Source organism: Pseudomonas sp. 8Z (genome assembly GCF_902506535.1).
GTDB lineage: Bacteria > Pseudomonadota > Gammaproteobacteria > Pseudomonadales > Pseudomonadaceae > Aquipseudomonas.
Genome location: NZ_LR733827.1, coordinates 1343724 through 1358938, shown reverse-complemented (window position 1 = coordinate 1358938; position 15215 = coordinate 1343724). Strand labels below are relative to the sequence as shown.

Annotated in this window: 12 protein-coding genes; 10 read left to right on the top strand and 2 right to left on the bottom strand. The window is 59.4% G+C overall.

What is annotated here, in order from left to right; all coding sequences use genetic code 11:
• Positions 1 to 36 precede the first annotated feature (36 nt).
• Positions 37 to 1713: a DNA repair protein RecN gene (recN, locus tag AERO9A_RS19150; protein ID WP_159973497.1), complete on the bottom strand. Its 1677-nt coding sequence runs from the start codon at positions 1711 to 1713 to the stop codon at positions 37 to 39.
• Positions 1714 to 1869: 156 nt separating this feature from the next.
• Between recN and grpE the strand changes: the two genes are divergently transcribed.
• The 8 genes from grpE (at position 1870) to AERO9A_RS19110 (ending at position 12068) form a co-directional block, all read left to right on the top strand.
• Positions 1870 to 2439 carry a nucleotide exchange factor GrpE gene (grpE, locus tag AERO9A_RS19145; protein WP_159973496.1) on the top strand — a complete coding sequence of 190 codons (570 nt, stop codon included), beginning with the start codon at positions 1870 to 1872 and terminating at the stop codon, positions 2437 to 2439.
• A 99-nt stretch (positions 2440 to 2538) separates the two neighbouring features.
• Positions 2539 to 4455 carry a molecular chaperone DnaK gene (dnaK, locus tag AERO9A_RS19140; protein WP_159973495.1) on the top strand — a complete coding sequence of 639 codons (1917 nt, stop codon included), beginning with the start codon at positions 2539 to 2541 and terminating at the stop codon, positions 4453 to 4455.
• 117 nt (positions 4456 to 4572) lie between these two features.
• Positions 4573 to 5703, top strand: a complete 1131-nt coding sequence (gene dnaJ / locus AERO9A_RS19135) for a molecular chaperone DnaJ (protein ID WP_159973494.1) — start codon at positions 4573 to 4575, stop codon at positions 5701 to 5703.
• An 84-nt stretch (positions 5704 to 5787) separates the two neighbouring features.
• Positions 5788 to 6591, top strand: a complete 804-nt coding sequence (gene dapB / locus AERO9A_RS19130) for a 4-hydroxy-tetrahydrodipicolinate reductase (protein WP_159973493.1) — start codon at positions 5788 to 5790, stop codon at positions 6589 to 6591.
• A 188-nt stretch (positions 6592 to 6779) separates the two neighbouring features.
• Positions 6780 to 7928: a glutamine-hydrolyzing carbamoyl-phosphate synthase small subunit gene (gene carA / locus AERO9A_RS19125; protein WP_159973492.1), complete on the top strand. Its 1149-nt coding sequence runs from the start codon at positions 6780 to 6782 to the stop codon at positions 7926 to 7928.
• A gap of 30 nt (positions 7929 to 7958) precedes the next feature.
• Entirely contained in the window at positions 7959 to 11180 is a 3222-nt protein-coding gene (carB, locus tag AERO9A_RS19120) for a carbamoyl-phosphate synthase large subunit (RefSeq protein ID WP_159973491.1), read from the top strand.
• On the top strand, positions 11177 to 11653 hold the full coding sequence (gene greA, locus AERO9A_RS19115; protein WP_159973490.1) for a transcription elongation factor GreA: 477 nt from the start codon (positions 11177 to 11179) through the stop codon (positions 11651 to 11653). The genes carB and greA overlap by 4 nt, the downstream gene beginning before the upstream one ends.
• On the top strand, positions 11631 to 12068 hold the full coding sequence (locus AERO9A_RS19110) for a DUF4149 domain-containing protein (RefSeq protein WP_159973489.1): 438 nt from the start codon (positions 11631 to 11633) through the stop codon (positions 12066 to 12068). The genes greA and AERO9A_RS19110 overlap by 23 nt, the downstream gene beginning before the upstream one ends.
• Positions 12069 to 12101: 33 nt before the next feature.
• Here AERO9A_RS19110 and yhbY read toward each other — a convergent pair whose 3' ends face one another.
• The gene (gene yhbY, locus AERO9A_RS19105; protein ID WP_159973488.1) at positions 12102 to 12413 is read right to left on the bottom strand and encodes a ribosome assembly RNA-binding protein YhbY; all 312 of its coding nucleotides are present in this window, start codon (positions 12411 to 12413) and stop codon (positions 12102 to 12104) included.
• Between the two features lie 91 nt (positions 12414 to 12504).
• Between yhbY and rlmE the strand changes: the two genes are divergently transcribed.
• Positions 12505 to 13128: a 23S rRNA (uridine(2552)-2'-O)-methyltransferase RlmE gene (gene rlmE / locus AERO9A_RS19100; RefSeq protein WP_159973487.1), complete on the top strand. Its 624-nt coding sequence runs from the start codon at positions 12505 to 12507 to the stop codon at positions 13126 to 13128.
• A gap of 173 nt (positions 13129 to 13301) precedes the next feature.
• Positions 13302 to 15215 (top strand): ATP-dependent zinc metalloprotease FtsH, encoded by a 1914-nt coding sequence (ftsH, locus tag AERO9A_RS19095; RefSeq protein WP_159973486.1) that lies wholly within the window; start codon positions 13302 to 13304, stop codon positions 15213 to 15215.

Here is a 15215-nt window from a genome sequence, read left to right as displayed (position 1 = left end):
TACAGCGCCTGTTCTGCTTTCTTCGGTCGCGCCCGTTCAAGCCGCTTGGGCGCTGGTGACCATCTTGCGGGCGTGGGCCAGGGATTCTTCGGTCAGGTCGACACCGCCGAGCATTCGCGCAATTTCTTCGATGCGGCCGCTCTCGTCGAGTTTGCTGACTGCTGTGGACGTTGCGTCTGTCCCTCTGCGTTTGTGTACGAACAGATGTTGATGCCCTTGTGCGGCGACCTGTGGCAGGTGGGTCACGCACAGTACCTGGCCGCGTTCGCCCAGGCGCCTGAGCAATTGGCCGACCACTTGGGCGGTGGGGCCGCCAATGCCGACATCCACCTCATCGAAAACCAGGGTCGGCACGCGTGAGGTCTGGGCGGTAATTACCTGGATGGCCAGGCTGATACGCGATAGCTCGCCGCCGGACGCCACTTTAGCCAAGCCGCGCAGGGGCTGGCCAGGGTTGGCGCTGACCAGAAACTCTACGGTTTCCAGGCCGTTGCCACTGGGCTCGTGATTGTCCAGTGCTTGCAGTTGAATGCTGAAACGCCCGCCTGGCATACCTAGCGCCTGCATTTCCTGCTGCACGGCGGCTGCCAGGGATTCGGCCGCGTTACCACGCAGGGCGCTGAGCTCGGCGGCTTTCTCCTGGTAGTGACGTTCATAGGCAGCTAGCTCTTCGGCCAGTCGTTCGCCGGCCTCATCATCTGCATTGAGGCCTTCCAGTTCCTCAAATAGTTGCTGCTGCAGGGCGGCCAGTTCAGTGGGCTGGATGCGATGTTTGCGCGCAAGGGTATAGATGGTGTCCAGGCGTTCTTCCAGCCATTGCTGGCGTTGCGGGTCTGCATCGAAGTGGTCGATGAAGCGGTTCAGCTCGCCAATGGCTTCCTCGACTTGTATCTGGGCGCTGGCCAGCAGGTTGCTCGCTTCACTCAAGGCGCCGCCCTGTCCGCTAAAGGCGCCCAGGCGATTGAGGCTGGCGGTCAGTGCTGACAGCACGTTACCGGCATCGCTTTCGCTGCACAGTTCGAGCACCTGACGGCAGGCGCCAAGCAGTGCTTCCGCATTGCTCAGGGTTTTGTGTTCCTGTTCAAGCTGTTCCAGCTCATTCTCGCCGAGGGCGAGGTTTTCCAGTTCTTCTAGCTGATAGCTGAGTAACTGGTGTCGCGCACGCTGTTCGTCGCCCTGGCTGGAGATACGCTGCAATTCATTACGGGTCTGCTTCCAGCGTTGCGCGGCGAGTTGCACCTGGCGCGCCAGTTCCTGGCTACCGGCGTATTCATCGAGCAGGCGACGGTGGGTGTCCGTTTTCAGCAGTGATTGATGCTCATGCTGGCTGTGGATGTCGATGAGCAGTTCGCCGAGTGCCTTGAGGTCGCCCTGAGGGCAAGGCGAGCCGTTTATATAGCCGCGCGAGCGGCCCTCGGCGGTGATGACTCGGCGCAGGATGCACGGGCCGTCGTTGTCCAGGTCGCGCTCGGCGAGCCAGGCGCGGGCCTCGGGGATCTGCGTCAGATCGAAACTGGCGAGAATGTCGGCCTTGTCGCTGCCGGGGCGTACCACGGCGCTGTCGGCGCGATCACCCAGGCACAAGCCGAGGGCGTCGAGCATGATTGACTTGCCGGCGCCGGTTTCGCCGCTGATGGTGCTCATGCCGCAATCCAGCTCGAGATCCAGGTGGTCGACGATGGCGTAGTTATGAATGGATAGGTGCACCAGCATGGCGAACACTCCCGAAATGTTGTCTGGTTATTTATACAGTGTTTTTTCTTCGGCTGACAATCCTCCTGGTTGCCCTTGAAAGCTGTGGAATTGGCTCCATATAGGCGACAGGTGCGCGAGCCGGATTCGCGCCGATTCATTCGAGAGGAGATAGGCATGGCTGACGAACAGAACCTGGATACGCAGAACCCCGAGGCTCAAGCGGCCGATACTGCCGCGCCGAGCGACGATCTGGCGACTCGCGTGCAGGCCCTGGAAGAGCAGCTAGCGGCAGCGCAGGATCAGTCGCTGCGTGTGGCTGCAGAACTGCAGAACGTGCGTCGTCGTGCCGAGCAGGATGTGGAAAAGGCGCATAAGTTTGCCTTGGAAAAATTCGCCAATGATCTGTTGCCGGTTGTCGACAGTCTGGAGCGTGGCCTTGAGTTGTCGAATCCAGACGATGAGGCGATCAAGGGTGTGCGCGAGGGTATGCAGTTGACCCTCAAACTCTTCACCGACACGCTGGCGCGTCATTCACTGGAGGCGGTCGATCCGCACGGTGAGCCGTTCAACCCTGAGCACCATCAGGCCATGGCTATGGAAGAAAGCACCAATGTTGAGCCGAACTCCGTGCTCAAGGTGTTCCAGAAGGGCTACCTGCTCAATGGCCGTTTGCTGCGTCCGGCCATGGTTGTGGTCAGCAAGGCGCCGACCACGCCGCCGCCGTCTATCGACGAGCAGGCTTGAAATTTCCGGGGGTGACCCCATTTTTCAGACAAGCGTTTTAGTGCTGCCGGCGCCTGAAAAGCGAGGCGACGGAAAAATCAAAGTTTCGGGAGAATTTTCATGGGCAAAATCATCGGTATCGACCTGGGGACTACCAACTCCTGCGTCTCCATTCTGGAAAACGGTAACGTCAAGGTGCTGGAGAACGCCGAAGGCGCTCGCACCACGCCGTCGATCATCGCTTACGCCAACGATGGCGAGATCCTCGTCGGTCAGTCGGCCAAGCGTCAGGCCGTGACCAACCCGCACAACACCCTGTTCGCGGTGAAGCGTCTGATCGGCCGCCGTTTCGAAGAGCAGGTCGTGCAGAAAGACATCCAACTGGTGCCGTACAAGATCACCAAGGCTGATAACGGTGACGCCTGGGTCGAAGTCAACGGCCAGAAGATGGCGCCGCCGCAAATCAGCGCCGAAGTCCTGAAGAAGATGAAGAAAACCGCCGAAGATTACCTCGGCGAGCCGGTCACCGAAGCGGTCATCACCGTTCCGGCTTACTTCAACGACAGCCAGCGTCAGGCCACCAAGGATGCCGGTCGCATCGCCGGCCTGGACGTCAAGCGCATCATCAACGAGCCGACCGCCGCTGCACTGGCTTACGGCATGGACAAGGCCAAGGGCGACCACACTGTCATCGTTTATGACCTGGGGGGCGGTACCTTCGACGTGTCCGTAATCGAGATCGCTGAAGTCGACGGCGAGCACCAGTTCGAAGTACTGGCCACCAACGGTGACACCTTCCTCGGTGGTGAAGACTTCGACATGCTGCTGATCGACTACCTGGTCGAAGAGTTCAAGAAAGAAACCGGCATGAACCTCAAGGGCGACCCGCTGGCTATGCAGCGCCTGAAGGAAGCCGCTGAGAAGGCCAAGATCGAGCTGTCCTCCGCGCAGTCGACCGATGTCAACCTGCCGTACATCACTGCTGATGCCACCGGTCCGAAGCACCTGAACGTGAAAATCTCCCGCGCCAAGCTGGAATCGCTGGTTGAGGAGCTGGTGCAGCGCACCATCGAGCCGTGCCGCATCGCTCTGAAAGACGCCGGCATCGAAGCCAGCAAGATCGACGACGTGATTCTGGTCGGTGGTCAGACCCGTATGCCGCTGGTGCAGAAGACCGTTGCCGAGTTCTTCGGCAAAGAGCCGCGCAAGGACGTTAACCCGGACGAAGCCGTGGCCATGGGCGCTGCCATTCAGGGCGCGGTGCTGGCCGGTGACGTCAAGGACGTGCTGCTGCTGGACGTTTCCCCGCTGACCCTGGGTATCGAAACCATGGGTGGCGTGATGACTGCGCTGATCGAGAAGAACACCACCATCCCGACCAAGAAGTCGCAGGTGTTCTCCACTGCCGATGACAACCAGAGCGCCGTGACCATTCACGTGCTGCAGGGTGAGCGCAAGCAGGCGGTACAGAACAAGTCGCTGGGCAAGTTCGACCTGGCCGAGATTCCGCCGGCTCCGCGTGGTGTGCCGCAGATCGAAGTCACCTTCGACATCGATGCCAACGGCATCCTGCACGTGTCCGCCAAGGACAAGGCCACCGGCAAGCAGCAGTCCATCGTGATCAAGGCCAACTCCGGTCTGTCTGACGAAGAAATCGAGCGCATGGTGCGTGACGCCGAGGCCAACGCCGAGGAAGACCGCAAGTTCGAAGAGCTGGCCGCCGCGCGCAATCAGGGCGATCAACTGGTGCACGCCACTCGCAAGATGGTCACCGAGGCGGGCGACAAGGCCACCGCTGACGAGAAAGCCGCTATCGAGAAGGCCGTTGGTGAGCTGGAAGCCGCCGTCAAGGGCGACGATAAGGCCGCTATTGAGGCGAAGATGACCGCGCTGTCTGAAGTGACCGCTCCGCTGGCGCAGAAAATGTACGCCGAGCAGCCGCAGGCCGGTGCTGCGCAGCCGGAAGCTAATGACGCCAAAGACTCCGCCGACGATGTGGTCGACGCTGAGTTCGAAGAGGTCAAGGACAACAAGTAAGCTAAGGCTTGCTTGCGCTCCGGCATGCACTTCGGTGCATGCCTGATCCGCTGCGCGGGGGCTTGCTCCCGCGTCGGCGTGTCTGGAGGGCGCGAATTTTGAGGGTGCAGAAAAGCAATGGCTAAACGTGACTATTACGAAGTGCTCGGTGTCGAGCGCGGGGCCGGTGAGGCGGAGCTGAAGAAGGCTTACCGCCGCCTGGCAATGAAATATCACCCGGATCGCAACCCGGATGACAAGGATGCTGAGGAGAAATTCAAGGAGGCCAACGAGGCCTACGAGGTGCTCTCCGACGCGGCCAAGCGTTCGGCCTACGATCAGTACGGTCACGCCGGTGTTGATCCGCAAATGGGTGGCGGTGGTGGGGCCGGCTTTGGCGGTGCCAACTTCTCCGACATCTTCGGCGATGTGTTCAGTGACTTCTTTGGTGGCGGTGGTCGTGGCGGCTCCCGTGGCGGTGCTCAGCGTGGTAGTGATCTGCGCTACACCCTGGAGTTGGATCTGGAAGAGGCCGTGCGCGGCACCACCGTGACCATTCGCGTGCCAACCCTGGTGGGCTGTAAAACGTGTGATGGCAGCGGAGCCAAGAAGGGCACCAGCCCGGTCACCTGTACCACCTGTGGCGGTATCGGTCAGGTGCGTATGCAGCAGGGCTTCTTCTCGGTACAGCAGACCTGCCCGCGCTGTCATGGCAGCGGCAAGATGATCAGCGACCCCTGTGGCAGTTGCCATGGTCAGGGCCGCGTCGAAGAGAGCAAGACGCTGTCGGTCAAGGTGCCGCCAGGCGTGGATACCGGTGATCGTATTCGCCTGTCCGGCGAGGGCGAAGCTGGCGCGCATGGCGGCCCGGCAGGTGATCTGTACGTGGTGGTCAACGTGCGTGAGCATGCGATCTTCCAGCGCGACGGTAAGCACCTGTACTGTGAAGTGCCGATCAGCTTCGCCGATGCGGCGCTGGGTGGCGAACTGGAAGTGCCGACCCTCGACGGTCGGGTCAAGCTGAAGATCCCTGAAGGCACCCAGACCGGCAAACTGTTCCGCCTGCGTGGCAAGGGTGTGGCGCCGGTGCGTGGTGGCGCGGCGGGCGATCTGATGTGCCGAGTGGCGGTGGAAACACCAGTCAACCTGAACAAGCGTCAGCGCGAATTGCTAGAGGAGTTCCGCAAGTCGCTGCAGGGCGACGACTCCCACTCGCCCAAGGCCAATGGCTGGTTCGAAGGCGTAAAGCGCTTCTTTGGTGACGTTTAACTGAGCGTCAAGCTGCAAGTCGCAAGCTGCAAGAGGGATTGCGCTTGGCTTGCGGTTTGAGGCTTGCAGCTTGGAGCTGATGCTATGCAACGTATCGCAGTAATGGGCGCCGCCGGGCGCATGGGCAAGACCCTGATCGAGGCCGTGAGTCAGGCCGAGGGTGCCAAGCTCTGCGCCGCTATCGACCGTGCCGACAGCAGCCTGATTGGCGCTGATGCCGGTGAGTTGGTCGGTCTGGGTAAGGTCGGCGTGACTCTGGCGGGCGATCTGAGTGCAGTGATCGATGATTTCGACGTGCTGATCGACTTCACTCATCCGTCGGTGACGCTGACGAATCTGCAAATCTGCCGTCAGGCAGGTAAGGCTATGGTCATAGGCACCACGGGCTTCTCTTCTGAGGAGAAAGAACAACTGAGCGAAGCGGCCAAGCATATCCCTATCGTGTTTGCCGCCAACTTCAGTGTCGGCGTCAATCTGTGTCTGAAATTGCTCGATACCGCGGCTCGCGTGCTGGGCGATGACGTGGATATCGAGATCGTCGAAGCCCATCACCGGCATAAGGTCGATGCGCCATCCGGCACGGCGCTGCGTATGGGCGAGGTCGTCGCCAATGCGCTGGGGCGTGATTTGCAGAAAGTTGCCGTCTATGGCCGCGAAGGTCAAACCGGTGCGCGTGAGCGCGAAGCCATCGGTTTTGCTACTGTGCGAGCCGGTGATGTAGTGGGCGACCATACTGTGCTGTTCGCTGCCGATGGTGAGCGCGTGGAGATCACCCACAAGGCTTCCAGTCGTATGACCTTCGCCAAGGGTGCCGTGCGTTCGGCATTGTGGCTGCAAGGGCGCGATGCAGCGTTGTACGACATGCAGGATGTGTTGGGGCTGCACTGATAAATGTGCGGCAGATGTGTCTTGTTGGGTGGACCGAAAAGGGCTTTTTCTGTAAGCTTCCTGTTTTAGTGTGTCCACTAAAAGTTGCGCAGAATGATTGATATAAAAAAGCGGGATGACCTTCACACGTCATCCCGCTTTTTTACAACCTGCGTTTGCTTCAAGCCTTGATCGTGACGGAGGTCTTCTTGACTAAGCCAGCCCCCAAACCTGCCATTCTGGCCCTTGCTGACGGCAGTATTTTTCGCGGCGATTCCATCGGGGCCGATGGCCAGACCATCGGAGAGGTGGTGTTCAACACCGCCATGACCGGCTATCAGGAAATTCTCACCGACCCATCCTATGCCCAGCAGATCGTTACCCTGACTTACCCGCACATTGGCAACACCGGTACTACTGCGGAAGATGCCGAGTCCAATCGTGTCTGGGCGGCCGGTCTGATCATTCGCGATCTGCCGCTGATCTCCAGTAATTGGCGCGATAAGCAGCCGCTGGACGAGTACCTCAAAGCTAATGGCACCGTCGCCATCGCCGGTATCGATACTCGCCGCCTGACCCGGATCCTGCGTGAAAAGGGCTCGCAGAATGGCTGCATTCTGGTGGGTGACGATGCCACCGAAGAGAAGGCGCTGGAGTTGGCGCGCAGCTTCCCAGGTCTCAAGGGTATGGATCTGGCAAAAGAAGTGACCTGTGACGCGCCTTACGAGTGGCGCTCCAGTGTGTGGAGTCTGGAAAGCGACAGTCATCCAGAAATTGCCGCTGCTGACCTGCCTTACCACGTGGTGGCCTATGACTACGGCGTCAAGCTGAACATCCTGCGCATGCTGGTTGCTCGTGGTTGCCGCCTGACCGTAGTGCCTGCACAAACTCCAGCCAAGGACGTGCTGGCGCTCAATCCTGATGGCGTATTCCTGTCCAACGGCCCTGGCGATCCTGAGCCGTGCGACTACGCCATCGCGGCTATCAAGGAAATCCTTGAGACCGAGATTCCGGTATTTGGCATCTGCCTCGGCCACCAACTGTTGGCCCTGGCCTCTGGCGCTAAGACACTGAAGATGGGCCATGGTCATCATGGTGCCAACCACCCGGTGCAGGATCTGGATTCCAGTGTTGTGATGATCACCAGCCAGAACCACGGTTTCGCCGTGGACGAGAGCAGCCTGCCGAGCAATGTGCGGCCGATTCATAAGTCGCTGTTCGACGGCACCCTGCAGGGTATCGAGCGTACCGACAAAGCTGCTTTCAGCTTCCAAGGGCACCCGGAAGCGAGTCCGGGCCCGCACGACGTTGCGCCGCTGTTCGACCGTTTCATCAATGAAATGGCCAAACGCCGCTAAGCCCGCCGAGCAGAGAATTCGAGAAAGACCATGCCAAAACGTACAGATATCAAAAGCATCCTGATCCTCGGCGCCGGCCCCATCGTCATCGGCCAGGCCTGTGAGTTCGACTACTCCGGCGCGCAAGCGTGCAAGGCGCTGAAAGAGGAAGGTTTCCGCGTCATCCTGGTGAACTCCAACCCGGCCACCATCATGACCGACCCGGCCATGGCCGACGCCACTTACATCGAGCCGATCAAGTGGGCCACCGTGGCCAAGATCATCGAGAAGGAGCGCCCGGACGCCCTGTTGCCGACCATGGGCGGCCAGACTGCGCTGAACTGCGCGCTGGATCTGGAGCGCCATGGCGTGCTGGAGAAATTCGGCGTCGAAATGATCGGTGCCAACGCCGACACCATCGACAAGGCCGAAGACCGTTCGCGTTTCGACAAGGCCATGAAGTCCATCGGTCTGGCTTGCCCGCGCTCGGGTATTGCTCACACCATGGAAGAGGCTTACGGCGTTCTGGAACAGGTGGGTTTCCCCTGCATCATCCGCCCGTCCTTCACCATGGGCGGCACTGGCGGCGGCATCGCTTACAACCGTGAAGAGTTCGAAGAAATCTGCAACCGTGGTCTGGACCTGTCGCCGACCAACGAACTGCTGATCGACGAATCGCTGATCGGCTGGAAGGAATACGAGATGGAGGTGGTCCGCGACAAGAAGGACAACTGCATCATCGTCTGCTCCATCGAGAACTTCGACCCGATGGGCGTGCACACCGGTGACTCGATCACCGTCGCGCCGGCGCAGACTCTGACCGACAAGGAATATCAGATCATGCGCAACGCCTCCCTGGCGGTGCTGCGTGAGATCGGCGTAGAAACCGGCGGTTCCAACGTGCAGTTCGGTATCTGCCCGAACACTGGCCGTATGGTCGTGATCGAGATGAACCCGCGCGTATCGCGTTCCTCAGCACTGGCTTCCAAGGCCACCGGCTTCCCGATCGCCAAGATCGCCGCCAAGCTGGCTGTGGGTTACACCCTCGACGAGCTGCAGAACGACATCACCGGCGGCCGCACCCCGGCTTCGTTCGAGCCGGCCATCGACTACGTGGTGACCAAGGTTCCGCGCTTTGCCTTCGAGAAATTCCCCAAAGCTGACGCCCGTCTGACCACTCAGATGAAATCCGTGGGTGAGGTCATGGCCATCGGCCGTACCTTCCAGGAATCGGTACAGAAGGCCCTGCGTGGTCTGGAAGTCGGTGTAGCCGGTTTCGACCCGAAACTCGACCTTAACGATCCGGAAGCCGAAGGCATCCTCAAACGCGAGCTGACCGTACCGGGCGCCGAGCGTATCTGGTACGTGGCGGATGCCTTCCGCGCTGGTAAGACCATTGAGGAAGTATTCGAGCTGACCCGTATCGACGAGTGGTTCCTGGTGCAGATCGAAGATCTGATCAAGGACGAAGCGCTGGTCAAAACCCTTGGCCTGTCCGGTATCGACTATGAGCTGATGCGCAAACTCAAGCGCAAGGGCTTCTCCGATGCGCGTCTGGCGACCCTGCTGGGCGTGACCGAGAAGAACCTGCGTGCTCACCGCCATAAGCTGAAAGTGTTGCCGGTGTACAAGCGCGTCGACACCTGCGCCGCCGAGTTCGCCACCGATACCGCTTACATGTATTCGACCTATGAGGAAGAGTGCGAGGCTAGCCCGAGCGGTCGCGACAAGATCATGATTCTCGGCGGTGGCCCCAACCGTATCGGCCAGGGTATCGAGTTCGACTACTGCTGCGTACACGCCGCGTTGGCCATGCGTGAAGACGGTTACGAGACCATCATGGTCAACTGCAACCCGGAAACCGTTTCCACCGACTACGACACCTCCGACCGTTTGTACTTCGAGCCGGTAACCCTGGAAGACGTGCTGGAAATCGTCCGCGTTGAGCAGCCCAAGGGTGTCATCGTCCAGTACGGTGGCCAGACCCCGCTGAAACTGTGCCGTGCTCTGGAAGAGGCGGGCGTGCCGATCATCGGCACCAGTCCAGACGCTATCGACCGTGCCGAAGACCGCGAACGCTTCCAGCAAATGGTGCAGCGCCTGAACCTGCGACAGCCGGCTAACGCTACCGCGCGTAGCGAAGACGAGGCACTGGCCCTGTCGAAGAACATCGGTTATCCGATGGTGGTGCGTCCATCCTACGTGCTGGGTGGCCGAGCGATGGAAATTGTTTACCAAGAAGAAGAGCTCAAGCGCTACATGCGCGAAGCGGTGAAAGTATCCAACGACAGCCCGGTGCTGCTCGACCACTTCCTCAACTGCGCCATCGAGGTGGACGTGGATGCGGTGTGCGACGGCGAGACTGTGGTGATCGGCGCGATCATGCAGCACATCGAACAGGCAGGTGTGCACTCCGGTGACTCTGCGTGCTCGCTGCCGCCGTACTCGCTGCCGGCGCACATCCAGGACGAGATCCGCGAGCAGGTCAAGAAAATGGCCCTGGAGCTCGGCGTGGTCGGTCTGATGAACGTGCAGATGGCCGTGCAGGGCGAAGACATCTATGTCATCGAGGTGAACCCGCGTGCCTCGCGCACCGTGCCGTTCGTTTCCAAGTGCATCGGTGAATCGCTGGCCAAGGTTGCCGCGCGCGTCATGGCGGGCAAGAGCCTGGCTGAGGTCGGTTTCACTTCGGAAATCATCCCGCCGTTCTTCAGCGTCAAAGAAGCCGTTTTCCCGTTCAACAAGTTCCCGGGTGTTGACCCGATCCTCGGCCCAGAGATGAAGTCGACCGGTGAGGTCATGGGCGTCGGTGACAGCTTCGGCGAAGCCTTTGCCAAGGCTCAGTTGGGCGCCAACGAGATCCTGCCGAACACTGGCTGCGCCTTCATCAGCGTGCGCGAAGACGACAAGCCGGAAGCTGTTCAGGTCGCCCGTGACCTGGTCAGCCTGGGCTTCGAAGTGGTTGCCACTGCCGGTACTGCCAAGGTCATCGAAGCGGCCGGTCTGCCGGTGCGCCGCGTGAACAAGGTGACCGAAGGTCGTCCGCACGTGGTCGACATGATCAAGAACGACGAAGTCACCCTGATCATCAACACCACTGAGGGGCGTCAGTCCATCGCTGACTCCTACTCGATTCGTCGTAACGCCCTGCAGCACAAGATCTACTGCACCACCACCATCGCGGCGGGTCAGGCGGTCTGTGAAGCGCTCAAGTTCGGTGCCGAGAAGACTGTGCGCCGTCTGCAGGATCTGCATGCAGGAATCAAGGCATGATCAAGTACCCCATGACCGTCCAGGGCGCTCGCGCCCTGGAAGAAGAGCTGGCGCACCTGACCAAGGTGCGTCGTCCCGCACTTAGTCAGGCGATCGCTGAAGCGCGTGAGCTGGGCGATCTCAAGGAAAACGCGGAATACCATGCCGCCCGCGAAGAGCAGGGCATGGTTGAGGCGCGCGTGCGTGATATCGAAGGCCGCCTGCAGAATGCGGTGATCATCGACGTCACCAGCATTGAGCACACTGGCAAGGTTATCTTCGGTACCACCGTGGAAATCGCCAACGTCGAAACCGACGAAAGCGTGACCTATCAGATCGTTGGCGAAGACGAAGCCGACATCAAGCAAGGCAAGATTTCCGTGGGTTCGCCCATCGCTCGCGCTCTGGTGGGTAAGAGCGAAGGTGATGTAGTTGGCGTGCAGACGCCCAGCGGTCTGGTCGAGTACGAGATTGTCGAAGTCCGCCACCTCTAAACCGCCGCAGTCGTCGCGGGCTGCTGTTATCAGTTGGCAGTTGGCTCAGACCCTGTGGGTTGGTGGCTTATGGGTGTTGCAATTTGTCGTCCTGCCGGGCATTGCTCAGGCGGGGTTGGCGCCTCTGCTGGTGCAGGAAATTGCCGGGCGCCTGGATCCTTCGCTAATTGGCCTTGCGGCTGTCTGTGTCGTGGTGCAGGCGATTGCCTTGTTGAGTGCGCAGGGATTGCTCAGTCTGTGGCGTGACATGCGCGGACAATTACTGTTGACCGTTGCGGTCATGGCGTTGAGCAATCTGTTGGTGCGCCAGTACTTCGAAGCCGAATACTGGTTACGCTTCAGCTATCTGGTTATGGCGTTCTGCGGGTTGCTGCTGGTACTGCAGCCCGCTCCAGGTCAATCGCGTAGCGTTTGACGTCGAGCGGGCAGGCACAGCGAGCGGCAATCGTCAGCCTTGGTGGCGAATCACGTTGGACAGGTTGCGATTTGGCTTGGGGTTCTTGCGATACAGCAGAGCGACTTTGCCAATCGATTGCACCAATTCGGCTCGGCCCGCCTCGCATAGTGCCGCGATGGCGGCCAGGCGATCTTCGCGCTCGGCGATGCGTAGTTGCACTTTGATCAGTTCATGATCGTTCAGGGCGCGATCTAGCTCGCCCAGTACGCCTTCGGTCAAACCATTGTCAGCCACGATCAATACAGGTTTCAGGTGGTGGCCGATAGATTTGAATTGTTTCTTCTGCTCTTGAGTGAGCGGCATAATCGTGAGTACCTAATCCGGTCTGGAAAAACGGCGTCTATCTTACCCGAGCTCGCGCTGTTATTCATGACCCGTTGAATTCGAGGTTACAGTGGCACGTTCCAAGACTAGCCCGCGTTGGCTGAAAGAACATTTCGATGATCCTTATGTGAAGATGGCGCAAAAGGACGGTTATCGTTCGCGTGCCAGTTACAAGCTGCTGGAAATTCAGGAAAAAGATCGCATTTTGCGCCCAGGCATGACGGTTGTTGATCTGGGCGCTGCTCCGGGTGGTTGGTCACAGGTCACCAGTCGGGTGATTGGTGATAAGGGTCGGCTGATCGCGTCCGACATTCTGGAGATGGACAGCATTCCGGATGTTGCTTTCATTCAGGGCGACTTTACTGATGACGAGGTGTTTGCGCGTATCCTCGAAGCCATCGGAGAAAATCCGGTCGACCTTGTTATTTCCGATATGGCCCCCAATATGAGTGGAGTGAGGGCGGCGGATCAGCCGCGCGCCATGTACCTGTGCGAGCTGGCGCTGGATCTGGCTAGCCGCGTGCTCAGGCCGGGCGGTGATTTTCTGATCAAGATTTTCCAAGGCGAAGGTTTCGACGTTTATCACAAGCAAGTGCGTGAGGGTTTCGACAAGGTGCAGATGCGTAAGCCGCTGTCCTCTCGTGACCGTTCACGTGAGCAATACCTCTTGGCTCGCGGTTTTCGCGGGGCTTGAGGTGAAACCGGCGCCTGTTGCGTGGGTCTCACAGATTGATGCCTCATAAAGGGTTACAGACGGCGCCTGCGGGATGCAGGCGTTTGGTGTAAGTTAGGCCGGTATATCATTGGTCGTCATGGGAAGCCTGCTTCGCCACGAGGCCTGCTTCAGAGGGTAGCTAATTGAACGACATGGCAAAGAATCTCATCCTGTGGCTGATCATCGCGGCCGTACTGGTCACCGTGATGAACAACTTTTCCAGCCCGAGCGAGCCGCAGACGCTGAGCTACTCGCAATTCATCGAGCAGGTCAAGGAAGGGCGCGTCGAGCGCGTAACCGTTGACGGCTATGTAATTACCGGTAAACGCACCGATGGCGAAGGCTTCAAGACCATTCGTCCGGCGATTCAGGATGGCGGCCTGATCGGTGATCTGATCGATAACAACGTGGTCATCGAAGGTAAGCAGCCGGAGCAGCAGAGCATCTGGACTCAGTTGCTGGTGGCGAGCTTCCCGATTCTGGTGATCATTGCGGTCTTCATGTTTTTCATGCGTCAGATGCAGGGTGGCGCTGGCGGTAAGGGGGGGCCGATGAGCTTCGGCAAGTCCAAGGCGCGCCTACTCTCTGAAGACCAGGTCAAGACTACTCTGGCTGATGTCGCAGGTTGCGATGAAGCAAAGGAAGAAGTCGGTGAGTTGGTCGAGTTTCTGCGCGATCCGGGCAAGTTCCAGCGCCTGGGTGGTCGCATCCCGCGTGGCGTGCTGATGGTCGGCCCGCCCGGTACCGGTAAGACCCTGCTGGCCAAGGCTATTGCTGGCGAAGCCAAGGTTCCATTCTTCACCATCTCCGGCTCCGACTTCGTCGAGATGTTTGTGGGTGTAGGCGCTTCGCGTGTGCGTGACATGTTCGACCAGGCCAAGAAACACGCCCCTTGCATCATCTTCATTGACGAGATCGATGCCGTAGGTCGTCATCGTGGCGCTGGCATGGGCGGTGGTCATGACGAGCGCGAGCAGACCCTCAACCAGTTGCTGGTAGAGATGGATGGTTTCGAGATGAACGATGGCATCATCGTCATCGCCGCTACCAACCGTCCTGACGTACTCGACCCCGCATTGCTGCGTCCAGGTCGCTTTGACCGTCAGGTTGTCGTGGGGCTCCCCGATATTCGTGGCCGCGAGCAGATTCTCAAGGTGCACATGCGTAAGGTGCCGATGGGGGATGACGTCGACGCCTCTGTTATTGCGCGTGGTACTCCTGGTTTCTCTGGTGCTGACCTGGCCAACTTGGTCAATGAGGCTTCGCTGTTCGCTGCTCGTGTCGGCAAGCGCATGGTCGAAATGAAGGAATTTGAGCTGGCCAAAGACAAAATCATGATGGGCGCTGAGCGCAAGACCATGGTTATGTCCGACAAGGAAAAACTCAACACGGCCTATCATGAGGCGGGGCACGCGATCGTCGGTCGCTTGGTGCCTGAGCATGATCCAGTCTATAAGGTCACCATCATCCCGCGTGGTCGTGCTTTGGGTGTGACCATGTTCCTGCCAGAAGAGGATCGTTACAGCCTCAGCAAGCGTGCGCTGACTAGCCAGATCTGTTCTCTATTCGGTGGTCGTATCGCCGAGGAAATGACACTGGGCTTCGATGGTGTCACGACTGGCGCTTCGAACGACATTATGCGTGCTACTCAGTTGGCCAAGAACATGGTGACGAAGTGGGGGTTGTCGGAAAAGCTCGGCCCGCTTATGTATGCCGAAGAGGAAGGCGAAGTTTTCCTGGGACGCAGCATGGGCGGCGGTCAGGGTGGTAGCTTCTCCGGTGAGACTGCCAAGTTGATCGACGAAGAAGTGCGCCGCATCATTGATGAGAGCTATGCCACTGCTAAGCAGTTGCTAGTCGATAACCGTGACAAGCTTGATGCCATGGCTGATGCGTTGATGAAGTACGAGACAATCGACGCTGATCAGATCGACGACATTATGAGTGGGCGTGTGCCGCGTGAGCCGCGTGGATGGGGCGGTGGTGACTCTGGTAAGCCTCAGGCTAAATCGGATGAAGGTTCGCGTCCCGAGGCGCCAATTGGCGGTCCTGCCGCCGAGCATTAA

Excerpts from the sequence above, each read along its gene's own strand:
- recN (WP_159973497.1), bottom strand. The coding sequence starts at position 1,713 with ATGCTGGTGCACCTATCCATTCATAACTACGCCATCGTCGACCACCTG.
- grpE (WP_159973496.1), top strand. The coding sequence starts at position 1,870 with ATGGCTGACGAACAGAACCTGGATACGCAGAACCCCGAGGCTCAAGCG.
- dnaK (WP_159973495.1), top strand. The coding sequence starts at position 2,539 with ATGGGCAAAATCATCGGTATCGACCTGGGGACTACCAACTCCTGCGTC.
- dnaJ (WP_159973494.1), top strand. The coding sequence starts at position 4,573 with ATGGCTAAACGTGACTATTACGAAGTGCTCGGTGTCGAGCGCGGGGCC.
- dapB (WP_159973493.1), top strand. The coding sequence starts at position 5,788 with ATGCAACGTATCGCAGTAATGGGCGCCGCCGGGCGCATGGGCAAGACC.
- carB (WP_159973491.1), top strand. The coding sequence starts at position 7,959 with ATGCCAAAACGTACAGATATCAAAAGCATCCTGATCCTCGGCGCCGGC.
- greA (WP_159973490.1), top strand. The coding sequence starts at position 11,177 with ATGATCAAGTACCCCATGACCGTCCAGGGCGCTCGCGCCCTGGAAGAA.
- yhbY (WP_159973488.1), bottom strand. The coding sequence starts at position 12,413 with ATGCCGCTCACTCAAGAGCAGAAGAAACAATTCAAATCTATCGGCCAC.
- ftsH (WP_159973486.1), top strand. The coding sequence starts at position 13,302 with ATGGCAAAGAATCTCATCCTGTGGCTGATCATCGCGGCCGTACTGGTC.